The organism is Nordella sp. HKS 07, assembly GCF_011046735.1.
Lineage (GTDB): Bacteria > Pseudomonadota > Alphaproteobacteria > Rhizobiales > Aestuariivirgaceae > Taklimakanibacter.
The window spans coordinates 522,083-545,657 of record NZ_CP049258.1 but is presented as its reverse complement, the minus strand read 5'-3'; the positions used below and the strand labels follow the sequence as shown (position 1 = coordinate 545,657).

The 23,575-nt window shown below is 63.7% G+C and carries 21 protein-coding genes; 10 read left to right on the top strand and 11 right to left on the bottom strand.

Annotated features, from left to right (window positions below):
- Positions 1-21: 21 nt before the first annotated feature.
- Complete coding sequence (locus G5V57_RS02585) at positions 22-1,284, top strand: M20/M25/M40 family metallo-hydrolase (RefSeq protein ID WP_165166060.1); 1,263 nt, start codon at positions 22-24, stop codon at positions 1,282-1,284.
- 148 nt (positions 1,285-1,432) lie between these two features.
- On the opposite strand, the gene G5V57_RS02580 is transcribed toward G5V57_RS02585, so the two are convergent.
- The 6 genes from G5V57_RS02580 to G5V57_RS02555 form a co-directional block, all read right to left on the bottom strand.
- The gene (locus tag G5V57_RS02580; protein WP_165166059.1) at positions 1,433-2,590 is read right to left on the bottom strand and encodes a Xaa-Pro peptidase family protein; all 1,158 of its coding nucleotides are present in this window, start codon (positions 2,588-2,590) and stop codon (positions 1,433-1,435) included.
- Between the two features lie 87 nt (positions 2,591-2,677).
- The gene (locus tag G5V57_RS02575; RefSeq protein WP_246737496.1) at positions 2,678-3,490 is read right to left on the bottom strand and encodes an ABC transporter permease; all 813 of its coding nucleotides are present in this window, start codon (positions 3,488-3,490) and stop codon (positions 2,678-2,680) included.
- Positions 3,490-4,371, bottom strand: coding sequence for an ABC transporter permease (locus G5V57_RS02570; RefSeq protein WP_165166058.1), 882 nt, complete (start codon positions 4,369-4,371; stop codon positions 3,490-3,492). Before G5V57_RS02570 ends, G5V57_RS02575 begins: the two co-directional genes overlap by 1 nt.
- A complete protein-coding gene (locus G5V57_RS02565; RefSeq protein ID WP_165166057.1) occupies positions 4,368-5,498 on the bottom strand; it encodes an ABC transporter ATP-binding protein in 1,131 nt (376 codons plus the stop codon). Before G5V57_RS02565 ends, G5V57_RS02570 begins: the two co-directional genes overlap by 4 nt.
- Positions 5,499-5,575: 77 nt before the next feature.
- Positions 5,576-6,613 carry an ABC transporter substrate-binding protein gene (locus G5V57_RS02560; RefSeq protein WP_165166056.1) on the bottom strand — a complete coding sequence of 346 codons (1,038 nt, stop codon included), beginning with the start codon at positions 6,611-6,613 and terminating at the stop codon, positions 5,576-5,578.
- 261 nt (positions 6,614-6,874) lie between these two features.
- The gene (locus G5V57_RS02555) at positions 6,875-7,720 is read right to left on the bottom strand and encodes an alpha/beta fold hydrolase (RefSeq protein ID WP_246737495.1); all 846 of its coding nucleotides are present in this window, start codon (positions 7,718-7,720) and stop codon (positions 6,875-6,877) included.
- Between the two features lie 253 nt (positions 7,721-7,973).
- On the opposite strand from G5V57_RS02555, the gene G5V57_RS02550 reads away from it, so the two are divergent.
- From G5V57_RS02550 to G5V57_RS02510, 9 genes are all read left to right on the top strand, one after another.
- Complete coding sequence (locus G5V57_RS02550; RefSeq protein WP_165166055.1) at positions 7,974-8,999, top strand: GlxA family transcriptional regulator; 1,026 nt, start codon at positions 7,974-7,976, stop codon at positions 8,997-8,999.
- A 386-nt stretch (positions 9,000-9,385) separates the two neighbouring features.
- The gene (locus tag G5V57_RS02545; protein ID WP_246737494.1) at positions 9,386-10,426 is read left to right on the top strand and encodes a succinylglutamate desuccinylase/aspartoacylase family protein; all 1,041 of its coding nucleotides are present in this window, start codon (positions 9,386-9,388) and stop codon (positions 10,424-10,426) included.
- Positions 10,427-10,556: 130 nt separating this feature from the next.
- Complete coding sequence (locus tag G5V57_RS02540; RefSeq protein ID WP_206530185.1) at positions 10,557-12,095, top strand: ABC transporter substrate-binding protein; 1,539 nt, start codon at positions 10,557-10,559, stop codon at positions 12,093-12,095.
- Positions 12,096-12,267: 172 nt separating this feature from the next.
- Positions 12,268-13,212: an ABC transporter permease gene (locus tag G5V57_RS02535; RefSeq protein WP_165166053.1), complete on the top strand. Its 945-nt coding sequence runs from the start codon at positions 12,268-12,270 to the stop codon at positions 13,210-13,212.
- Positions 13,205-14,089, top strand: coding sequence for an ABC transporter permease (locus G5V57_RS02530; protein WP_165166052.1), 885 nt, complete (start codon positions 13,205-13,207; stop codon positions 14,087-14,089). Before G5V57_RS02535 ends, G5V57_RS02530 begins: the two co-directional genes overlap by 8 nt.
- A 2-nt stretch (positions 14,090-14,091) precedes the next feature.
- Complete coding sequence (locus G5V57_RS02525) at positions 14,092-15,075, top strand: ABC transporter ATP-binding protein (protein ID WP_165166051.1); 984 nt, start codon at positions 14,092-14,094, stop codon at positions 15,073-15,075.
- A 193-nt stretch (positions 15,076-15,268) separates the two neighbouring features.
- Positions 15,269-16,294, top strand: a complete 1,026-nt coding sequence (locus G5V57_RS02520; RefSeq protein WP_165166050.1) for an ABC transporter ATP-binding protein — start codon at positions 15,269-15,271, stop codon at positions 16,292-16,294.
- Entirely contained in the window at positions 16,291-17,781 is a 1,491-nt protein-coding gene (locus G5V57_RS02515) for a M81 family metallopeptidase (protein WP_165166049.1), read from the top strand. The genes G5V57_RS02520 and G5V57_RS02515 overlap by 4 nt, the downstream gene beginning before the upstream one ends.
- A gap of 24 nt (positions 17,782-17,805) precedes the next feature.
- Positions 17,806-18,981 carry a mandelate racemase/muconate lactonizing enzyme family protein gene (locus G5V57_RS02510; protein ID WP_165166048.1) on the top strand — a complete coding sequence of 392 codons (1,176 nt, stop codon included), beginning with the start codon at positions 17,806-17,808 and terminating at the stop codon, positions 18,979-18,981.
- A 77-nt stretch (positions 18,982-19,058) separates the two neighbouring features.
- Here the strand turns inward: G5V57_RS02510 and G5V57_RS02505 are convergent, their stop codons facing one another.
- From G5V57_RS02505 to G5V57_RS02485, 5 genes are all read right to left on the bottom strand, one after another.
- On the bottom strand, positions 19,059-20,603 hold the full coding sequence (locus G5V57_RS02505) for a malonyl-CoA synthase (protein ID WP_165166047.1): 1,545 nt from the start codon (positions 20,601-20,603) through the stop codon (positions 19,059-19,061).
- Entirely contained in the window at positions 20,600-22,021 is a 1,422-nt protein-coding gene (locus G5V57_RS02500; RefSeq protein ID WP_165166046.1) for a malonyl-CoA decarboxylase, read from the bottom strand. The genes G5V57_RS02505 and G5V57_RS02500 overlap by 4 nt, the downstream gene beginning before the upstream one ends.
- 356 nt (positions 22,022-22,377) lie before the next feature.
- Positions 22,378-22,605 (bottom strand): hypothetical protein, encoded by a 228-nt coding sequence (locus G5V57_RS02495; RefSeq protein WP_165166045.1) that lies wholly within the window; start codon positions 22,603-22,605, stop codon positions 22,378-22,380.
- Positions 22,606-22,859: 254 nt separating this feature from the next.
- Positions 22,860-23,120 carry a hypothetical protein gene (locus tag G5V57_RS02490; RefSeq protein ID WP_165166044.1) on the bottom strand — a complete coding sequence of 87 codons (261 nt, stop codon included), beginning with the start codon at positions 23,118-23,120 and terminating at the stop codon, positions 22,860-22,862.
- Positions 23,121-23,167: 47 nt separating this feature from the next.
- Positions 23,168-23,470, bottom strand: coding sequence for a hypothetical protein (locus G5V57_RS02485; protein WP_165166043.1), 303 nt, complete (start codon positions 23,468-23,470; stop codon positions 23,168-23,170).
- Between the last annotated feature and the right edge of the window lie 105 nt (positions 23,471-23,575).

Here is a 23,575-nt window from a genome sequence, read left to right as displayed (position 1 = left end):
ATACCATCAATCGGAGTTGCAATGACTGAAGACCGCCTGCAATTGCTCGACTGGCTCGAGCGGGAGAGAGACGACATCATCGGCCTGTTCAGGGCGCTCCTGCGCGAGCGCTCGCCCAATCCGCCGGGCGACACGCGCTCGACCGCCGATGTCGTCAAGGAGTATCTGAGCAAGCAAGGGCTCGACTACCGCATCGTCTCGCCGCATCCCGAGATGCCCAACATCATCGCCAATTTCCAGGCCGGACAACCGGGGCGTCATCTGGTCCTCAACGGCCATATGGATGTGTTCCCGCTGCCGCCCGACAATGCCGGCTGGACCAAGGATCCGTGGGGGGCGGAGATCGCCGACGGCAAGATCTATGGCCGCGGCGCCTGCGACATGAAGCCGGGCACGACCGCCTCCATCATCACCTATGCGCTGCTGGCGCGGCTGCGCGACAAACTCCACGGCCAGCTGACGCTGACCTGCGTCTCCGACGAGGAGACCTTCGGGCCCTGGGGTGCTCGCTATCTGATGGAGCACCATCCGGAAGTGCATGGCGACTGCCTGCTCAATGGCGAGCCGAGCGGACCTGAATCGATCCGCTTCGGCGAGCGCGGCCCCTTGTGGATCGAATTCACGGTGCGCACGCGCGGGGCGCACGGCGCCTATGTGCATGCCACCGGCAGCGCCACCAAGATCGCCATGAATCTCGCAACGGCGCTAGAGGCCCTGACTGGGATCGAAGGCAAGGTCAGCGACAACGTGCAGCGCGCCATCGATCTCGGCCGCCCCACCATGGACCGCATGATGGGCAAGGGGGCGGGCGACCTCGTTTCCATCGTGACGCTCAATATCGGCCTGTTGAATGGTGGCGACAAGGTCAACATGATCCCCTCGCACTGCACCTTCACCGCCGATTTCCGGCTGCCCGTCGGCATGGGCAAGGCCGACCTCCTGCCGAAGATCGCCGAAATCGCCGGCCGTTATCCGGAAGCGACCTGGCGCGAGATCGGTGGCGACGAGCCGTCCTGGTGCGACCCCGATCACGAGATGGTCGCCATCATCCAGAACAACGTCACCGCCTTCGGCCGTCCGAAGCCCACCCCGATCGTCAGCATCGGCGGCACCGATGCGCGCCTGTGGCGCCACAACAACGTGCCGGCCTATGTCTATGGACCCTATCCGCACGGCATGGGCTCGCATGACGAGCATGTCGACATCGAGGAGTTCCTGCATGTCGTGCGCACCCATGTGCTGTCGGCCTATGACTATCTGAGCAGTCCGGGGCGGAGCGGGTGATCAGAGTCTCATTCCCTCACCCTGAGGTGCGAGCGAAGCGAGCCTCGAAGGGTCTGCTGCAGCGCTGTCGCTCTATCCTGATGGATGCTTCGAGGCTCCCCCGGCGCAAGGCCGGGGGAGCGCCTCAGCATGAGGAAATTTTAAACGGCTAGGCCTTCGTGATGTATTCCGGCTTGACAGCGGTCAGCACTTCCGGCGCGCCTTCGGTGGTGAGGATCGTATAGCCGATCGACATCGCCAGATTCTTCGGTGCATCGATCAGGATGGCGTGCAGGAACAGGGTCATGCCCGCCTCGACCGGCGTGTCGTTGCCCGAGAAGATCATCGGCGGAACATCCATCCAGGACGGGCGATAGGTGGCGCCCAGCGAATAGCCGCAGGCCGAGAGGCGGGCATGGCCGTAGCCGCCCTTGTCGAACACGGCGCGATGGGCGTCGTCGATGGCGCCGATCGTGTTGCCGATACGTGCCGCGTCCGTCATGGCGGTGATGGCGTCGAGCGTCACGTCGAACATGCGCTGCTGCTCAGGGTTGGCGCGGCCGATCGAAATGGTCCGCATCAGACAGACGCAATAATGACGATAGCTGGCGGCGAACTCCATGGTGAGCTGGTCGACGGAATCGAGATGCCGGTAGCCGGTGGCACTCCTCACCAGAAGCGCGCGATCGCCCGAGCCCAGAACCGGGCCCGAGGGCGGGACATCGCCGCCGCCCTCGAACTGCGGCACAGCACCCGCCGCGACGATCTTGCCCTCGAAGACGCCGGGACCCGCGGCAGCGAGCATGGCCAGCAGCGACTTGTCGGCGAGTTCCGCCGAGCGCCGGACATAAGCGATCTCGGCCGGTGACTTGATGACCCTGAGCGCTCTTACCAGATGGGAGGCGTCGACCAGTGTGCACCAGCCGTCGAGTCGCTGGCGCACCAGTTCGTAGTTGTTGGCGGTCAGGCCGAAGGCGCGCAGCTCGATGCCGACACGCGCACCCTTCAGCCCCTTCTCCTCCAGGATCGCCATAAGCTCGCGCGAGGGATCCATGCCCGGCGCGTCATACCACAGCCTGATGTCGGTGAAGGTCGATGTGCGCCGCGCCTGCTCGAGGTCGGGCCGTCGAGTCAGCAAGGTGAGCGGCTCGTCATCGGCGGTCATCACCGCGCACTGGAAGAACACGAAGCCCATCGTATCGTAGCCGGTCAGATAGTAGGTGCTCTCCTGGGCGAAGAGGAGGAGGGCGTCGAGCCCCTCTTTCTTCATCGCCGCGCGCGCCTTGGCGACACGCGCGTCAAACTCGCTACGCTCGAAATGCAACATGAAACGACCTGTGCTTAGGTGAGAAGTTGAGGGCATATTTTGCGCATCGGATTATCCGAAAACCGCTGCGCACTTTTCGGTCCGATGCTAGCGTTTGCGATCGGCCTGGAGGAACTGCGACAGTGTCAACAGGGCGATCGAGACGAGGATCAGGAGCGTCGAGATGGCGGCAATGGTGGGGTCGATCTCGTCACGCAATGCCAGGAACATGCGCCTTGTGAGCGTCGCCTTGTCGCCGCCGGCGATCAAGAGCGCGATCACGACCTCATCGAGCGAGGTGATGAAGGCGAGGAGGGCGCCTGAGATCACCGAATTGCGGATCTGCGGCAATGTCACGGTGAGAAACGCCCAGGGCCGCGAGGCGCCCATGCTGCGCGCGACCAGCTCCTGATTGAGGTCGAAATTCTTCAAGCCCGCCGTCACCGAGATCAGGACCAGCGGAATGGCGAGGACCGAATGGGCGAGCACAAGGCCGGTCACCGAGTTGTTCAGCCCCAAGGGCGCGAAGAAGATGAAGATGCCGATCGCCATGAGGATCACGGGGATCATCATCGGCAGAGCGAGCGCCACCTGGACGTAGCGCGAGCCCTTGACCCGCGCCGTATGCAGCCCATACGCGGCGAGCGTCCCGGTGAAGGTGGCCAGGATCGTCGTCCAGAAGGCGGCATTGAACGACACGAAGGTCGCCTCGCGCCACTCGATCGAGCTGAAATACGCCTCGTACCAGCGCAGCGACCAGGATTCGGGCGGGAAGGTCAGATAGCGCGAATCCGAGAAGCTCATCGGGATGACGAGCAGCGTCGGCGCCACGAGGAAGATCATGACCAGCGCGCACAGGAGGTAAAGCCACAGGCGGCGGAGATGGGTGATCTGGGTATCGGTTGCGGGCCTGTTGAGCATCACTTTTCCTTCGACTTGAAGGCGCCGGTGAGCGCGGAGAGGATCCACAATATGCCGAGCGTGATCACCAGCAGCACGACGCCGAGCGCGCTCGCCGCACCCCAGTCCGAATAGACCGCGATGGAGCGCTCGATCTGCATCGCCCACATCATCACGCGGCCACCGCCGAGCAGAGCCGGCGTTACATAGAAGCCGAGCGACAGGGCGAAGACAACGATCAGGCCGGCGGCGAGGCCGGGCAGCGAGAGCGGCACATAGATCTGCCAGAAAGCACGCATGGGCGAGGCGCCGAGATTGGCCGCGGCCTTCATGTAGACCTGGTCGATGGTCTTCATCGACGCATAGAGCGGCAGCACCATGAAGGGCAGCATGATATGGACCATGCCGATGGTGGTGCCGGTGAAATTATGCACGAGCCGCAACGGCTCGTCGATCAGCCCGAGCGATTGAAGCCAGGTATTGACCACGCCCTTGCGCTGCAGCAGCACGAGCCAGGCATAGGTGCGCACCAGGAGCGACGTCCAGAAGGGAAACAGGACGCACATCAAAACGAGGCCGGCCCAGCGCGGCGACAATTGTGCGGCGAGATAGGCGAGGGGATAGCCGAGCAGCAGACAGATTGCCGTGACGACGATCGCGAGCTGGAAGGTCGTCGACAGCGTCACGTAATAGGAAGGATGCAGCAGCCGCTCGTAGTTGATCAGCGTGAATCCGTCGGGACCGACGAAGGACAGATAGAAGAGCCAGCCGATCGGAATGAGGACCACGCAGCCGACGAGAGCCAGCGCCGGCGTCGTCAGCGAGATGAGCCGGCCCTTCTCCATCCGGGCCTGGCGCGCCAGGGCCGCGGCATTGCGGCCAGCCGTCGGGGCAAGGCTCATGACGCGGCAGCCGTCAGATGGGCGTCGGCATCCTTGGGCACGATGATCGTGTCTTCTAGGGAGAAGCCGATCTCGACCGCGGAGCCCGCCTCCGGCAGCACGCGGCCACTGCGATGCGGCCGGCGCACGGCGATCTCGTGGCCTTGCGCCAAGGTGACATAGGTCACGACACTGTCGCCCTGGAAGACGCTCTGCCGGACTTCTCCGGCGACGACATTCTCGCTCTGGCCGGCGTTGTTCTCGACGAGGCGAAGCTTCTCCGGGCGCAACACCAGGATCTGGGACTTGGCGGAATTGGCCGGCGCGGCCGCCAGATGCAGCAGGCGGCCGAACAGGGAGGCCTTGCCGGCGGAGATGTCGACCGGCAGGCTGTAGGATTCGCCGATGAAATTGGCGACGAACTGCGTGCGCGGCTTCTCGTAGAGGTCCTGCGGACCGTCGAGCTGCACGACGCGGCCCTTGTTGATGACCGCGATGCGGTCCGACATGGTCAGCGCCTCGCGCTGGTCATGGGTCACATAGACGGTGGTGAGGCCGAGGCGATCATGCAGGCGGCGGATCTCGAGCTGCATCTGCTCGCGCAGGTTCTTGTCGAGCGCCGAGAGCGGCTCATCCATCAGGAGGATGCGCGGCTCGAAGATGACGGCGCGCGCCAGCGCCACGCGCTGGCGCTGGCCGCCGGAAAGCTGGTCGATCTTGCGCTCGCCGTAGCCGCCAAGCTGCACGAGATCGAGGGCGCGCTCGACGCGGCTTGCGATATCCGCCTTGGCGACATTGCGCAGCTTGAGCGGATAAGCGAGATTGCCGGCAACCGTCATATGCGGGAACAGGGCGTAGTTCTGGAACACCATGCCGATGCCGCGCTTGTGCGGCGGCAGCAGCACGACCTCCTTGTCGGCGAAACGCACGCTGCCCGAATCGGGGCGCACGAAACCGGCGAGCACCATCAGCAAGGTCGTCTTGCCGGATCCCGACGGCCCGAGGAGCGTGATGAACTCACCGCTTTCCACGGCCAGGCTGATACTGTCGAGGGCGGCGAAGGAGCCGTATCTCTTGCTCAGATTTTCGACGGTGATCGGCAAGGAAACGGGATTTCCCGCCGCTGCCGGTGTTTCGCTACCGCGCATACGCCTGGTGGAGTCCATATATGTAAGCCCGCTCGTGAAAATGAAGGGCCGGATGGGCGACCATCCGGCCCAGTGTCTTATTCCTGAATGAAAAGGTCGAAGCGCTTGGTCATCTCGTCGAGATTGTCCGCCCAGTAATTGGCGTCGAGAACGAAGCCCTTGGCGGAATTCTCCGGCGCGCTCGGCAGCTTGGCGGCCACTTCCGGCTTGATGACGCCGGTCTTGTAGGCGTCCGTGTTGGCCGGGCCGTAATTGATATAGAGCGCGATGCGGGCCTGCATGTCCGGCCGGCTCATGATCGCCAGCGCCTTCATCGCCAGGTCCTTGTTCTTGGCGCCCTTGGGGACAACCCAGCAATCGGTCAGGATCATCTGCTGGTTCAATGTGAGGCTGATCGGCGCGCCTTCCTGGGTGAGCGCTTCGGCGCGTCCGTTCCAGATGGTCGCCATGTCGACTTCGCCGTCCTTGAGGAGCTGAGCTGACTGGGCGCCCGACGCCCACCAAGCGGTGACGTCGCCCTTGATCTCCTCGAGCTTCTTGAAGGCCCGATCGGCATCGAGCGGATAGAGCTTGTCCATCGGCACGCCGTCGGCGAGCAGTGCGGATTCAAGCGTGTAGACCGGGCTGCGGCGCATGGTGCGGCCGCCGGGGAAGGTCTTGGTGTCCCACATGTCGGCCCAGGTCTGAGGCTTCTTGTCGGGATACTTCTCGTCGTTCCAGGCAATCGCCGCGGCATAGACGATGTTGCCGATCCAGCCTTCGCCCTTCATGTTGGCGGGAATGCCCTCGATGGCGAGAACGGCGGGATCGAGCTTCTCGGTCTTGCCTTCCTTGTCGAGGATCGCGCAGCTGTAGTTGCCCTGCTGGACGATATCCCAGGTCGGGCTGCCGGAAGCGACCTGAGCGCGCACATCGGCGATGCCGGCGGTGGTGTCTTCCTTGATCTTGATGCCGAGTTCCTTCTCGACGATATCGAACCAGGCGTCACGTTGCGCCTTTTGATATGCTCCGCCCCAAGACGCGATTGTGAGTGTTTCCTGTGCCGATGCGGAAGTCGGCGTAACCATCGCGCTCGCGAGGGCAAGCGCGATGATGCCGGCAAGACTGGTTTTCAAGATGAAGCCTCTTCTTTTGGTGTTCGTTGCGGCGCTACTTCAAGAGGCATCAACGCGACGAGTCAAGAGTTGCAGCGCCATGAAACGCGCATAGACCGCAACTTATTCGCGCTCAGACACTTTTGCGTGAGCAGATTGCCGTACGACAATCCGCCGGGACGTAGCAGAACACTCACCTATGCGAGGATGTCGTTCAAGGTTGACGCACGGAGTCCGTGCCCGTACGGCAGCGACGAATCGACTTTCCCATCACGCGCCGGTCTATGTCGTGTGATCGACGATCGCCGTGATCATTCTGTTCCAGTCGGCTTCGTGCAGCTCATGGCCGCCGCCGTCGAGCTCGATCAATGTAGAGCCCGGCACCACTTTCGCCAGCGCGCGGCCGTGCGCGATTGGGAAGATCGGATCGGCCGTGCCGTGGATTACCAGAAGCGGTGCTTCGAGCGCGGGCAGCTTGCCTTTGACGGCATCACCGCCTCGCAGCATGAAATGATTGGTGGCCGAGAGATAGCCTTGCGAACGGTCGTAGTCCCGCGCGATGAAGGCGCGCGCCCTTGCGGCGTCATGGGGGTGCGCGCTGCCGGCGATCATCCGGGCATCGCTGGCGACGAAGTCGATCGCCTGGTCACGATCCGACCAGTTGACCTTCTCTCCCGTTGCGGCATGCTCCATATAAGAGGGTGTCGGCGGCGGCAAATCGAGGTCGAGGCCGATCGGTGTGCTGCTGAGCAAAGTCAGCGACCTGACGCGCCCGGGACGGGTCAAGGCCAGGATCTGGCCGATCATGCCGCCCAGCGACATGGCGACGATATGGGCCGAGGCGACGCCATAGGCGTCGAGCACGGCGGCGGCATCCTTGGCCATGTCGTCCATGGTGTAGGGTGGTTTGCCCGGCGCGTATTTGGTCGAAAGCCCGGTGTCGCGGTTGTCGTAGCGGATGACATAGCGGCCTTGGGCGGCGAGCCTGCTGCAAAACCCGTCCGGCCACCACAGCATCGACGCCATGGCGCCCATGATGAGCAGGATCGGCGGATCGGCGGGGTCGCCGAAGGCTTCGGCGGCGATCTTGACGTCCTTGGCTTCGATCATCCTGGTGGTGGTCGCCATCGTCCCGCTCCTTGTCATTATGCGGCTGTTCATTTCATGTCCTAGATCACGATGAGTTTGGATCGAATCGATCCAAACTCATAAACGTGATCGATTTTTATATTTTAGCGCGGGATTCTCGCGAAAAACCGGTATCCACTTTTTCGCATCCCGCGCTAGCATCGGTAAGATCAAGGGTGAAGCTAGGGCCGCCTTGTCCCCGCCGCGAGAGCCGAACTGGACAGAAACGAGGCATTCGTGCCAGTCCTGCGGCATGGATGAAACAGCCGATCCGCTACGCATCAGCCTGCTCGCTTTGCCGGAGACGACGCCGGCCGCGGTCTATGGGCTCTATGAAGTGCTGTCCTCCGTCGGGTCGATCTGGGACCGGCTGACCGGACAGGAGACGAAGGTGCGGCGGATCGCGCCCGCCATCGTCGCACCGCGCAAGCAGACCTTCAACTGCGCCATCGGTACGCCGATCACGCCGCATGCATCACTCACCGAAGCGCGCGACAGCGACGTGGTGATCGTCACCGACCTGGCGCTGCCGCTCGCTGACGACGCGCCGGCGCGCTGGGCCGATACGATGGCCTGGCTCACCGATATGTCGGCGGCCGGCGCGACCATCTGCTCGGTGTGCACCGGCTCGATCCTGCTGGCCGAGGCGGGGCTTCTCGACGGCAAGGACGCGGCCTCGCACTGGATCGCGGCGGACATCTTCCGCGACCGCTATCCCAAGGTGCGGTTCAGGCCGGAGCGCATCATCTGCGACACCGCCGCCGGCGGACGGCTGATCACCACGGGCGGGGCATCGTCCTGGGGCGAGCTCGCCTTGCATCTGATCGCGCGTTATTGCGGGAGGGAAGAAGCGAGCCGCATCGCGCGGATCTATCTGCTGGGGGACCGCAGCAGTGGCCAGCTTCCCTTCGCGGCGATGGCGAATCCCCGGCGACATGAAGATGCCGTGATCGAGCGATGCCAGCGCTGGATCGCCGACCATTATGCGCAAGCTCACCCGGTGGCGCGTCTGGTGGCGGTGAGCGGGCTGCCGGAGCGCACCTTCAAGCGTCGCTTCAAGGCGGCGACCGGCTATGCGCCGGTGGATTATGTGCAGAGCCTGCGCATCGAGGAAGCCAAGCAGATGCTGGAAGCGAGCGCCGAACCGACCGAGGCGATAGCCCTCGCCGTCGGCTATGAGGACCCGGCTTTCTTTCGCCGCCTGTTCAAGCGCCATGCCGGCATCACACCCGCGCAGTACCGCCAGCGCTACCGAAGCATATCGGATTCACGCATCTGATGACCGGCCTGCTGCTTTACCCTCGCCCTGCAAGTGAAGCGCAGCGGGGAGAGGGAAGGGGCCCGACGCGTAGCGGCGGGAAGGGTGAGGGTCACGGCCACCGATGCAGTGTGGGCATTCTTGTCGCGAGATCGTTAAGTTGTCTGAGGTCGAACTCAATCTCATAAAGGCCCCTCACCCTCCCATTGCTACGCAATGGGCCCCTCCCTCTCCCCGCTAAAGCGGGGCGAGGGTAAGGGCGCAGCCCTCACGAGATGTGTGCTTACGATAGCCGCATTCGTCGGGACAACGGTCGGGAGAGGATGCTTGACATACGGTATACCGTACGCAAAGATGCGCCATGTGAGGGGGCACCTCATTCAACAGCGAAGAAACGGAAGCGCGTCGTGGCAGTGCAGGTCGAGAAGAGTCGAATCTCCAACCCCATCGATTTCGACAAAAGCGGTCGGCAGGCCGGCGTGCTGCGGGCGCCCCTGGCGCGAAATACTTCGGCCTGGGGCGTGGTCGAGATCCCGATCATCTCGGTGAAGAACGGTTCAGGCCCGACCGTGCTTCTGACCGGCGGCATCCATGGCGATGAATATGAAGGCCCGATCGCCATTTCCTATCTCGCCCGCACCCTCGATCCGGCGCGGGTACAGGGCCGGGTGATCATGATCCCCGCCTATAATATTCCGGCCGTGCTCAATGACACGCGCCTCAGCCCAGTCGACAATCGCGACATGAACCGCTGCTTCCCCGGCAACGCGAAGGGCACTTTCTCGGAGATGCTCGCGCATTTCCTCGACGGCTATATCCTTCCTCACGCCGATGTGTCGGTCGACATGCACACAGCCGGCCACAGCGCGGATTCGGCGCTCTCCACCAACATGCATTATCTGCCCGACCCGGCGATGCGGAAGAAGACGATGGACGCGGCGGCAGCTTTTGGCGCCCCCTTCAACACCGTGTTCTGGGGCGTCGATGAAGGCGCCACCTTCACCTCCTGCGTGGAGCGCCGCGGCGTCATCTCGCTCGGCACCGAGCTCGGCGGCTGGGGGCGCGTCAATATCGAGGGCGTGCGCATCGGCCGGCGCGGCGTCGACAACATTCTCAAACATTTCGGCGTCATCGAGGGCAAGCCGGAGACGGCGCAGCGCGACGGCACCGCCGGCACGCGCCACATGATGGTGCGCGATCCCGCCTGCTACTCCTTCGCGCCGTCGGCCGGGCTGTTCGAACCGACCAAAGTCGTCGGCGATGTGGTCAAGGCGGGGGAGCCGGCGGGCTGGGTGCATTTCGTCGACGAAGTCGACCGCGCGCCGATCGAGGTCAAGTATCAGCGCGACGGCCTGCTGTGGATGTCGTCAGGGCCCGGACGCGTGGCGCGTGGCGACACGGTCGGCGTGGTGATGAGCGACTATGACGACGTGCTGGCGGCCGGCTAGAGCATCGGACCGAAAAGCTTGTGGTCGGGCTTGACCCGACCATGCGATGCGGTTCTCGGATAATCCGATGCGCAAGCCAAAGCCAAAGCTCTAGGGTCTGCGAACTGGTTTCACAACGGGAGGAGAAGAAATGGCTATAAGACTGAAAGCACTAGCCTTCGCATTCGGACTGATGACATCGCTCGTCGCCGTAGCACCCGGTGTCGAGGCGGCCGGCGGCGAAATCGTCATCGCGTCGGTGCAGGGTCCGCCCTCGCTCGATGCGCATGTCACCAATGCGCAAGTGGCGCGCAACATCACGCTTCATATCTATGAGACGCTTTATGCGCGCAACGAGAATGCCGAGGCGGTTCCCGATCTCGCTGAGGGCGTGAGCGTGTCCGATGACGGCTTGACCTACACGTTCAAGCTGCGCCAGGGCGTGAAATTCCACAATGGCAAGGAGATGACCTCGGCCGACGTCGTCGCCTCGATCGAGCGCTACCGCAAGATCGGCGTATCGCCGGCGCTCGTTGCCGCGATCGACACGGTCACCGCCCAGGGCCCCTATGAGGTGGCGGTCAAGCTCAAGGCGAAGCAGTCGGTCTTCCTCGACAATATCTCGTCGCCGCGCGCGCCGATCGCCATCTATCCGGCGGAAGAGGCGGCCAAGGGCGCCAACGAAATCCAGTATATCGGCACCGGTCCGTTCAAATTCGTCGAATACAAGCCGGATAGTCATGTGACGCTCGAGAAATTCGCCGACTATGTGCCCAATCCCGCCTATCAGAAGCGTGACGGGCTTGCCGGCAAGAAGGAAGTTCTGATCGACCGCGTCACCTTCCGCTTCATTCCGGAAGCAGGGGCGCGCACCGCGGCGCTCGAATCGGGCGCCGTGCAGATCGTCGAGACGGTCGACGGGCCGACCGCCGAGCGGCTGCGCAAGGACAGCAAATATGTCGTCCATGACGTGCTGCCCTTCGCCTTCCAGGTCATCAAGCTCAACCATGCCCAGGCGCCGACGGACGATGTGAACTTCCGCAAGGCCGTACAGGCGGCGCTCGACATGCAGGAGGTGATGGAGATCTCCTATGCCGGCATCAACCAGGTCGATGGCGGCTGGGTGTTCCCGAAATCGCCCTTCGCGGCCGATGCCGGACTCGATCAGTATAATCTCGCCGATTTCGAAAAGGCCAAGGAGTTCCTCGGCAAATCGAACTACAAGGGCGAGACGGTGACCTTCATCACCGACAATCTGCGGCCCAATGTGGATATCGCGACCGTCGTGCAGTCGCGATTGGCGGAGATCGGCGTCAAGGTCGACATCAAGGTCGCCGACTGGCCGACGACATCCAAGATCGGCTTCACCGATGCGGGGTGGAATTTCTGGACACATGGCTTCGGCATCGAGCCCTTCGAAGGTCCGGGCACCGTCATGGCTGCCTTTGTCGGCGGGAATGCGCAGAGGGTGGCCGATCCCGAGATCGACCGCATCGCCAAGGAATTCTTCGCGACGCTCGATGACGCCCAGAAGAAGGAATTGTTCAAGCAGTTCCAGCAGCGCATGTATGACAACATGGTCGCGATCAAGACGGGCAATTACGGTCTCTTCCAGGTGACCAATGACAAGGTAAAGGACTTCGTGCCCTTCCGCATCCCGCGCATGTGGGGGGTGACGCTCGCGCCGTAAGCTCCAGAATTTCCGTGAACCGGCACCGCCGCTCAAACGGCGGTGCTCTCCATGAGGGGTCCCTTGCCAACGATTGGTCACCATTTCAGAAGAGCCCTCATCCGCCCTATCGGGCACCTTCTCCCATTGCTTCGCAACGGGAGAAGGGGAAGGGATGGAGAGGGGTACCGATATGCGTGACTATCTGCTGCGGCGGCTCGTATCCGTCATACCGGTGCTCTTCCTGGTCTCGCTGATGTCCTTCGCGGTCATCTGGATCATTCCGGGCGATCCGACCGCTGCCTTCCTCGATGCGAGCTCGACGCCGGAAGATATTGCGCGCCTGCGCGAAATGCTCGGCCTCGACAAGCCGCCCTTGGTGCAGATGGCGGAGTGGTATAGCCGGGTGCTGACCGGCGATCTCGGCCAGTCGATCCTTCTGCGCATCCCCGTGCTCTCGGCCATCCTCGAGCGCCTGCCGCTCACTTTGTTCCTGGCGGCGCTGGCGCTCCTCGTCGCGGTGGGCCTCGGCGTGGCCGCCGGCACCTTCGCCGCCACGCGGCGCGGCAGTTTCGCCGATCAATCGGTGATGGCGCTCGCCTTGCTTGGCCTGTCGGTGCCCGATTTCTGGTTCGGCCTGCTGCTGATCGTCGTCTTCTCCGTGCAATTCGGCTGGCTGCCGTCCGGAGGTTATGTGCCGCTCCTCGAGGATCCGGCCGGCTGGGCCAGATCGATGCTGCTGCCGACGCTCACCCTGGCGGTGGTGCAGATCGGCTTCATCGCGCGCATGACGCGCTCGGCGATGCTCGATGTTATCAGCCAGGATTTCATGCGCACGGCGGAGTCGAAAGGGCTGCCGGGCCTCTACATCATCCTGCGCCACGGCCTGCCCAATGCGATGATGCCGATCCTTACCGTCACCGGCATCATTGCCGGCGCGCTGCTCGGCAGCGCCGTCGTGGTCGAGCAGGTTTTCGCGCTGCCGGGCGTCGGCCGGCTGATCATCGGCGGCATACTGAGCCGCGACTATCCGCTTATCCAGGGCGGCCTCCTGTTCCTGACCGTGATCTATCTCCTCATCAATCTTATCGTCGACCTGCTCTACGCCGCCGTCGACCCGCGGGTGCGCCTTGAGTAGCGCCGACATACATGCGCTGCCGGATGCGCTGCCCGAGCGGCAGAACCCGTTCGTCGTGTTCCTGCGCCGGCTCCTCGGCAATCGCGCCTTCGTCATCGGCGGCACGCTGTTCCTCATCGTTCTGGTGGCTGCCATCTTCGCCGATCAGATCGCGCCCTATAAACCGAACGCCAATAATTTCCGCGCCCGACTCGAGGCGCCGAGTGCCGCACATTGGTTCGGGACCGACCATTTCGGCCGCGATATTCTCTCGCGTGTCATCCATGGCGGGCAGCTGTCGCTCTTCATCGGCCTTTCGGTCGTGCTGTTCACCGGCGTGTTCGGGACGCTGATCGGCGCCGTCTCCGGCTATTTCCGCAAGCTCGACAATCTCCTGATGCGCATCATGGATGCGCTGATGGCCTTTCCCGCCATCCTGCTCGCCATCACGGTTGCGGCGACGCTCGGCGCCTCGGTTCCCAATGTCATCCTGGCGCTCGGCATCGCCACGACGCCGCACACCGCGCGCATCGTGCGCGCCTCGGTGCTGGTCGTGCGCGAGATGGAATTCGTCGAGGCGGCGCGTGCCCTGGGCGCCAGCCACTTCCGCATCCTGTTCCGGCATGTGCTGGCCAATGCGCTGGCGCCGCTCATCGTGCGCCTCACTTACGTCTTCGCCTCGGCGATCCTGGCGGAGGCGCTGCTCTCCTATATCGGCGTCGGGCCGCCGCCGCCCGCCGTCACCTTCGGCGGCATCATCGCCAATGGCCGCGACTTCATGGTGGAAGCACCTTGGGTGACCCTGTTCCCCGGCATCGTCATCCTGGTGGTGGTGCTCGGCCTCAATCTGCTCGGCGACGGCCTGCGCGACGTGCTCGATCCCAGGATCAGGGTGTGACCATGCTGAGCGTGGAAAATCTCACCACCGTGGTCGGAACGGGTGCTTCGGCGCCGAGCGTGCTGGAGGATGTGTCCTTCACGCTGTCGGCCGGCGAGGTGCTGTGCGTGGTCGGCGAATCGGGCAGCGGCAAGTCGATGCTGGCGCTCACCCTCATGGGCCTGCTCGGCTTTCCGGCGCGGCGCAAGTCGGGGCGCATCATGCTTGCCGGCGAGGACATCACCGCCGCCGGCAATGCCGCATGGCGGCAGAAACGTGGCCGCGACCTGTCGATGATCTTCCAGGAGCCGATGACCTCGCTGAACCCGATCATGCGGGTCGGCGAGCAGATCGGCGAGGTGCTGCGCATGCGCAAGGGCATGAGCGGTGAGGCGGCGCGCCGCCGCGCGGTCGAACTTCTCGAACGCGTCGAGATCCCGGCGGCGGCGTCGCGCCTCTCGGCCTATCCGCATGAGCTTTCGGGCGGCATGCGTCAGCGCGTGATGATCGCGGTGGCGCTCGCGGCCGAGCCCAAGCTCCTGATCGCGGATGAGCCGACGACGGCCCTCGACGTCACGATCCAGGCGCAGATCCTCGATCTGTTGCGCGACATCCAGGCGGAGAGCGGCATGGCGCTGATGCTGATCACCCATGATCTGGGCGTCGTCGCCGAGATGGCGCACAAGGTGATGGTGCTTTATGCCGGTCGCGTCGCCGAGATGGCGGATGTAGAAACCCTGTTCGATGCGCCGGCCCATCCCTATACGCAGGCGCTGCTCGCCTCGATCCCGTCGCTCGACAAGAGCGGCGACCGGCTGGTGACGATACCGGGTTCGGTTCCGGGCGTCGGCCTGATGCCGAAAGGCTGCCGCTTCGCGCCGCGCTGTTCTCATGTGAAGGACGACTGCCGGTTGGCGCCGCCGCACCTGGCGGGGCTCGGTTCGGCGCAGAGCGTGGCCTGTCTCAGGCCTTTCGGCTATGTCCGGCGCGAGGAGGAAGGCTCATGATCCCTCTCCAATATTTCCCCCTCTCCCGCTTGCGGGATAGGGTGCCCGATAGGGCGGGTGAGGGTGTTGGTTCGACTGGCACGTATTCGGCGAGATTCACCGCCTGCTACACAAGAGACACCCTCATCCGGCGCTTCGCGCCACCTTCTCCCGCAAGCGGGAGAAGGGAAGTTAAACGGGGAGCCATCGCGCCATGAGCGAGGTTCTCATCGAGGCGCGCAACCTCGCCAAATATTTCGAACCACGCGGGCTGTTCGGGAAGCGCAAGAGCGGGGCGGCGGTCAAAGCCGTCGACGGCGTCGGTCTCGCCATCCGCACCCGGGAGACGGTTGGACTGGTCGGTGAATCGGGCTGTGGCAAGTCGACGGTCGGGCGATTGTTCCTCAGATTGCTCGAGCCGACATCCGGTCAGGTCCTGCACAGGGGCAGGGACCTCATGTCGCTCAGCTCCAAGGAGCTGGACGAGCGGCGGCGCAATCTGCAGATCGTCTTCCAGGACCCGTTCGGCTCGCTCAATCCGCGCATGAGCGTGGGCGCGATCATCGCGGAGCCTTACGCCATTCATCGTCTCGCCAAGGGGGCGGAGCGCGAGCGCCGCGTCGCGCGACTCCTTGATCTCGTGGGCTTGCCGCGCGCCGCCGCCGAGCGCTATCCGCATCAATTCTCGGGCGGCCAGCGCCAGCGCATCGGCATAGCGCGCGCTCTGGCGCTCGATCCCGAATTCCTCGTCTGCGACGAGGCGGTGTCGGCGCTCGACGTCTCGGTCCAGGCGCAAGTGATCAATCTGCTGCAGGACCTGCAGCAGGAGCTAGGCCTCACCTATTTCTTCATCTCGCACAACCTCTCGGTCGTGCGTCATATTTCCGACCGGGTGGCGGTGATGTATCTCGGCCGCATCGTCGAGCTGGCCGACGCCGAAACACTCTTCAACGCGCCGGCCCATCCCTATACGCGGGCGCTTCTGTCGGCCATTCCGCCTGGAAATCCGCGCGCCCGACGCAACCGTGAGAAGCTTCAGGGCGATGTGCCAAGCCCGCTGGCGATCCCGCAAGGCTGCCGCTTCGCGCCGCGCTGCCGGTTCGCGACCGAACGCTGCCGCGTCGACGACCCGGCGCTGTCCATGATCGCGGATGGGCGGCAGGTCGCCTGCCATCTCGTGGCTGACGGCAGCCTGCCCGTGCCGCCGCGCCTCTCGTCAATTACCGGAGCGACCTCATGAAGATCCTGATCGCCGAATGCATGCAGGAGATATCCTCCTTCAATCCGCTGCCGTCGCAATATGAAGACTTCAAGATCGACAGGGGCGATAGCCTTCTGACGCGCCGCGGACTCAATACGTCGATCGGTGGCGCGCTTTCGGTGTTCGACCAGCGCAGAGATGTCAGCCTCCTGCCGATCATCTCAGCCAGGGCCGATAGCGCCGGCATCCTCTCGGCGGAAGGGTGGCAGCGTCTGTCGCGGGAGATCCTGGCCGCGGTGCTGCCGCATGCGGGCAAGGTCGATGCGCTCTACATCTCGCTCCACGGCGCAATGGGTGCGGTGGGCGAGGCGGACCCGGAAGGCTTCCTGCTCGAAGAGATCCGCCGATCTTTCGGGCCGCAGGTGCCGATCGTCATCTCGCTCGATCTCCACGGCATCCTGACCGACCGCATGCTGCGCCAGATCGACGGGCTCACCATCTACCAGACCTATCCGCATGTGGATTTCGCCGATACGGGTCTCAGGGCGGCGCGCCTCCTGCTCGACATCGTCGACCGCAAGCTCAAGCCGACGATCGCGCGGGTCGTCGTGCCGATGCTGGCGCGCGGCGATGAATGCATCACCAAGACCGGGCTCTATGGCGACGTGCTGGCCGACGGCCAGCTGCTCGAGCATTCGGGAAGGGCGCTGGCCGCCGGCGTGATGATCGGCAATCCCTTCACTGATGCGCCCGAGCTGTGCACCCAGGCCATCGTGGTGACGGAAAAGGACGACGGGACGGCCGAGAGCTCAGCCATCGCGCTGGCGCAATCCATGTGGGCCGGCAGGCACCGGCTGGTCGGCAAGCTGATCGCGCCGGACAAGGCGGTGGCGCTGGCGCAGCATTTTACCAACCCCATCATCTTCACCGATGCGGCGGACGCCACCTCGTCAGGGGCGAGCGGTGACTCGAATGCCCTCATCAAGGCTCTGAAGGCAGGTGGCTACCGCAAGCGCGTGCTGGCCCAGATCGTCGATGCGCCGGCGGCCAAGGCGGCGCATGAAGCGGGGGTGGGCGCCCTGATCGCCATCACACTTGGCGGTTCCGTAGATCGCGCGCGCTTTGAGCCCCTGGCGGTCAGCGCGACGGTCGAGAGCCTCTCCGCCGGTAAGGCGGTGCTCGAGACGATGGGCCTGCCGATCGATGCGGGCCAAAGCGCCGTCCTGACCTTCGAGAACTTCACCGTGCTGGCGATCAGCAAGCCCGCTTTCCTGTTCGACCGATCGCTTTATTATGCCAATGGGCTCGATCCGCAGCGCTTCGACCTTACCATCGTCAAGTCGCCGCATACGGAATTCCATATGTATGACCAGTGGGTCGCCAAGAATTTCAATGTCGATGCGCCAGGCTCGACCTCGGCCTATGTCGCAGGACTCGGCCACAAGCTCTGCGCGCGCCCGATCTACCCGATCGAGGCCGATACGCCCTTCACGCAGCGCGCCGTAACCTATCGGCGACGCGGCTAACCCTTCAACAGAGGCAAAAGACTGATGAAAATCGAAAGTGTTGATTTCTTCTACCTCGCGATGCCCGAGGTGACGACGGAGGCCGATGGCAGCCAGGACGCGCTGGTGGTACGCGTCAGCGCCGGCGGGCATATCGGCTGGGGCGAATGCGAAGCGGCGCCGTTGCCGTCCATCGCGGCCTTCGTGTGCCCGATGTCGCATGGCGCCTGCCGCCCGGTGGCGGATTCGGTGCTGGGCGAGACGCTCGACGGGCCGGATGATATCCATCGCATGACCGCGACCGTCGCCTATAACAGCATGGACCTGCTGCAGGCGGCGCATACCTGGTCCGGCATCGAGATGGCGATGTGGGATCTGCTCGGCCATGTGCGTAGCGCACCCACCTGGAAGCTTCTCGGCTATGATGCGGCTCATCCCAAGATCCCCTATGCCTCCGTGCTGTTCGGCACGAGCCCGCAAGGCACGCTCGAGCGGGCGCGCGAGATGCGCAAGCGTGGCTTCCGCGCGGCCAAATTCGGCTGGGCGCCCTTCGGCGCTTCGCTCGAAAGCGATATCGCCCATCTCGACGCGGCGCGCGAAGGGCTCGGGCCCGACGGCATCCTGCTCATCGATGCGGGCCAGATCTTCGGCGAAGATGTCGAGGCTGCGGTACTCAGGCTCGACGCGATGGAGCGCAACCGCGTCACCTTCTTCGAGGAACCCTTCCACGGCTCGGCCTATGGCGCCTATGGCGCGCTCGCCGCGCGGGTGAAGACCGTCAAGACGGCAGGTGGCGAGGCGGCGCATAATCGCCATATGGCCGAGCATCTGATCGCTTTCGGCAAGGTCGGCTATGTGCAGATCGACTGCGGCCGCATCGGCGGCTTGTGGCCGGCCAAGCAGGTGGCGGACTATGCGGTGAAGCGTGGCGTCACCTATATCAACCACACTTTCACGTCCAACCTGGCCTTAAGCGCGTCGATGCAGCCCTTCGCCGGTCTCAAGGATCATACCATCTGCGAGTATCCGACGACCTTGAAGCAACTCGCTGTCGACCTGACGCGCAACCATATCGTGCCGGACAAGAATGGTGAGATCCACGTGCCCGACGCGCCCGGCCTCGGCATCGAGGTCAATCCGGACGCGCTGAAGCAATATGCCCAGGATGTCGAGATCAAGGTCAACGGCAAGGTTCTGTTCCGGTCTGCGAAAGGTCCGTGAGGGCACATGACAGCCGCTGACAATGGCGCGTCAGCGGCGACGGCTGCCCGGCCGACCATCGAGTTAAGCCAGACCAGTCACGTCTGGCGGTAGAGATCGGCATAGGCCTGGCGCAGCACGTTCTTCTGCACCTTGCCCATCGCGTTGCGCGGCAGATCGTCAACGAAGATCACCTGCTTGGGCAGTTTGAACTTGGCTAGCCGGTCTTCAAGCCGTCGCAGGATCTCCCTTTCGAGAAGATCGTTGCCCGAACGCACCACGACAGCGGTGACGCCTTCGCCGAAATCGGGATGCGGCAGGCCGATCACCGCCGATTCGACGATGCCGTCGAGGCTGTCGATCTCGCTTTCGACTTCCTTGGGATAGACATTGAAGCCGCCGGTGATGATGAGATCCTTGCCGCGGCCGACGATCGATACATAGCCATTGTCGTCGATGCGGCCCAGATCGCCGGTGATGAAGAAGCCGTCGGGTCTGAATTCGGCCGCCGTCTTCTCCGGCATCCGCCAATAGCCTTTGAACACATTAGGACCGCGCACCTCGATCATGCCGATCTCGCCGGCCGGCAGCGGCGTGCCGCTCCCGGGATCGCTGATGCGCACGTCGACGCCGGGAAGTGGGAGGCCAACCGTTCCGGCGATGCGCTCGCCATCATAGGGGTTCGACGTGTTCATGTTCGTCTCGGTCATGCCGAAGCGTTCGAGGATCGCATGGCCGGTGCGCTCGCGGAACTCCCGGTGCGTTTCAGCGAGGAGGGGCGCCGAGCCGGAAATAAAGAGCCGCATATGGGCGGTCGCCTCGCGGATCAAACCCGGGTGCTGCAGAAGGCGCGTATAGAATGTCGGGACACCCATCATCGTGGTGGCTTCGGGCATCAGCCGCATGACGTCATCGGCGTCGAATTTCTGCCGGAACAGCATGGTGCCGGCGGACAGCAGCAGCGTGTTGGTCGCGGTGAAGAGACCATGCGTGTGGTAGACCGGCAAAGCATGAATAAGGACGTCGCGCTCGCTAAAGCGCCACGTGTCGATGAGGCTCAACGCATTGGAGGCGAGATTGCCATGGGTCAGCATGGCGCCCTTGGAGCGGCCGGTGGTGCCGGACGTATAGAGAATCGCGGCGAGGTCGGACCATTCCACTTTCGCATCGGTGAAACCGCATGTCTGGCGCCGGGTCGCATCCATGAATGTTCCCTCACCTTTTGTGCCGAGGGAGAGCAAGGCGGAGACGTTGCGCCGCCCGGCGAGGTCCGCCAGTGTATCGAGGCGCTCCGGCATGACGATCAAGGCGGAAGGCTCAGCATCGCCCAGGAAGTAGTCGACCTCAGCGATTGTATAGGCGGTGTTGAGCGGCAGATAGACGGCACCGAGCTTGGCGCAGGCGAGGAAAAGCGTGATGGCTTCCGGGCTCTTCTCGGCCTGGATGGCGACGCGGTCCCCCGTCTTCACGCCCTGCGCCGCCAAGGCATTGGCCATCTGGCCGGCAAGCGCCCAGATATCGAAATAGGTAAAGGTGCGACCGTCGCCGTTGCGGATGAAGACCTTCTCCGGCGACTTCATGCGTCGCTGCACCAGCTCAGGCAGATTGCGCACTTGCGGATCAGGCGCATAGGACCAATTCATGGGAGCTTGGCTTCCTTCTTTCTGGACTTTTCCGAACCGAGAAGGCTCTGGACATTGCGGGTCAGCATCGACACATCATCGGCCAGGATCTTTCTTATCACCGATGAATGCGCGACCTCGCCGCTGTCGGCATAGTTCTCGTGGTTCTTCTCGATGGCGTCGAGATCGTAGAGGTAGTTTACCATGACGCCAAAGGACTGGCGCAAGCCCTTGGCGGACATGTCACCCGAAGCATGGATGTGCTCGAGCCGCGCGCCGTTGCCGAGATGGAAGCGGGCCACCGGATCCAGCGGCCTGTTGTTGGCGCCTTTGCCGCGCAGCAGATAGAGGGCCGCGGCCTGTTGCAGGACCGGCTCGAGCCCGGCCCGGATAACGGCATCCTCATGCCAGCCCGGTTCGTCGAGGGCGGCAAGCTTTTCGTGGCCATCGAGGACGGCGAGGATCGCGGAGCTTTCCTTCCGACTGGCGTCGAGCCAGGCGGCGAAACCCGGCACCGGTGAGAGCGTGACGAAAGTCTTGAGCCAGGGCGTGTCGCGCAGCAACTCCTCCACGACCTGCTTGATCAGGAAATTGCCGAAGGAAATACCCTTGAGCCCGACCTGTGTGTTGGAGATGGAATAGAAAACCGCCGTGTCGGCATTGCGAAGCGCGAGAGCCGCCCGCTCCTCGGACAATAACTGGCCAATATTTCCGGGGATGCCGGAGGTGAGTGCCACCTCGACGAAGATCAAGGGTTCGTCCGGCATCTGGGGATGGAAGAACGCGAAGCAGCGTCGGTCCTCGGGCTTGAGGCGCCGCCTGAGATCGTTCCAGTCCTTGATCTCATGCACCGCCTCGTAGTGGATGATCTTTTCGAGAACGGCCGCCGGCGAAGACCAGTCTATCGGGCGCAGCAGCAGAAAGCCGCGGTTGAACCACGAGGTCAGCAGATGGACGAAGTCGGCATCGACGGCTTCCAGTTCCGGGTTGTCGCGCAGGAAACCGAGCAGCTCTTCGCGCATGTTCACGAGCGCCGCGGTACCTCCCGGCGCCAGATTGATGCGGCGCAGCAGCTCCTGGCGCAGCGGCTCGGCAGCGGCGTGCAGCTTCTGCGCCGCTTCGGGCGTCGGCTGCGCCTGCCATTCGGCCACCGCCGCGGTCAGCTTTTCCGCCGCGGGCCCGAAATCCTCCGCCAGCATCGCGAACCAGGCGCGCCGCGCCGGCTTGTCCATGGTCTTCCATTGCGCGACCACGGCGCGCGCCAGGGCGACCCCCGAGGCCTCGCCCTTCGTCGACATGAGGCTCGAGGCCAGTTCGGCGATCTTGCCTTGCGCCGGCGAGCCGGAGGCAAGCGGCCGTCCGAGCCATTGGCGACCGCGCTCGGCAATCCTGGCGAACAGGTCGCTCCAGAAGGCATTTTCGGGGTTGAAGGCGCTCATCACGGTCTCCCGGCGGTTTTACCCGACAAATATGGGGTGTGTAGAAGACGCCTGCACGACAGCCTATGTGGGTGGTCATTCATATGGTGGATAGCGCCCTGATCGCATCTCTGGAGGAGCGCATCGGCGCCGTCAATCCCAGGCCGAGTTCTTCATCGGCCATTTCATTGTGAACTGGCTCGTCGTGTCGTTCCCTTCGCAGATCATGGTCGGCTTAAGCACGGTCTTATTCTGTCAGGGCCTGACGAGCCTGATCGTGACGCAGCAGATCTGACGCTCGCCGCGCACCGGCCAGCCGGCTTCCCTGGGCATGCCCTTTGTGCGGCGAAGAGCGGCGCTGATCTGAATTGTGTATGCTACTGCTGCTCGGCGGGGGCGCCGTCTTCGGGAACCTCCTCATCGCCGAGCGGCGGGCCGGCGGGAATGCATTGCATAATCCAGCCGGCCTGAGGCTTCGTCGCCTCATAGGCCTTGATGGCGGCGAGGCACTGGTCCTGCTGGTCGAAGGGGCTCGGCAGCGCGATCAAGCCGCCTTGCGGCCCGGCGACGACGACATACCAGAGATATACAGCGGCGGCGGACATGGGGATCTCCTTCGTGCTGTTGGCGTCGGGAAAGAATACGCCAGTGGATCCCTCATGGATACACCCGGCCTGGCGGTCGGCGCGTGATCGGATGGAAGACCGGCTTCCGCCTTTTCCGATCACGCGCCCGTCGCCGTCCCAGCGCGGGATGCGAAAAAGTGGGCACCGGTTTTTCGCAAGAATCCCGCGCCAAAATGTAGAATCGATCACGTTTATGAGTTTGGATTGACTCAATCCAAACTCATCGTGATCTGTTATTTCTTTTTCTTGTTCTTCTTGTTCTTCGTCACCGGACACTTCTGCGTCCTGGTGTCCTTGCAGATCTTCTTGTTCTTGGACGACTTGGTCACTTGATTCGTGGCGGTCTTGGTCGTTGTCTTCTTGGACGCTTTAGCCGGCCCATGCGTTGCGGTGGCGGCGGTGGTCGCGGCGGTCGCCGGCGCGACCAGAACGGCCGGCGTCGTGAAAGCCAGCGCGGTCGCGAGGCTCAAGGCGGCCAAAGTGAGTTTCTTCATATCGATTTCCATTCCAATCATTGAGAAGCACGAGGCTCGGCTTCGGTTCATTTCGGGTCGACGGGCTGGACCCCGAACAGCTGGAGTGCCTTGACATAAGCTCTGAGCCCCTGGGCCTGCTTGCCCTCAGCGCAGAGCTTTCTCGCCGCAGCTCCGATGGTCGCGGCCTTGGCAGAGCGGCTCGACCCGGAATGGGTCTTGATCTGCTCGGCGAGCTGGTCCTGCAGGACGCCGCAGCGGTCGGACCTCGTCCTCTCCGCCGCAGCTTCAACGGGACTCGCAAGCACGGCGAAACCGCCTGCCAGCGCCACGAGACAGGCGATGCGCAGGCTCCGGGTCCTGCAGCTCACGGGGGACTTGGAAGAGGAACCAGAGTTGCGCATCGCTGTCGCCACGGGTCATAGGCCCTGGGGTTTTCGGAAATTTTTCCGGTGAGCGCCGTCTCTGTAACATCA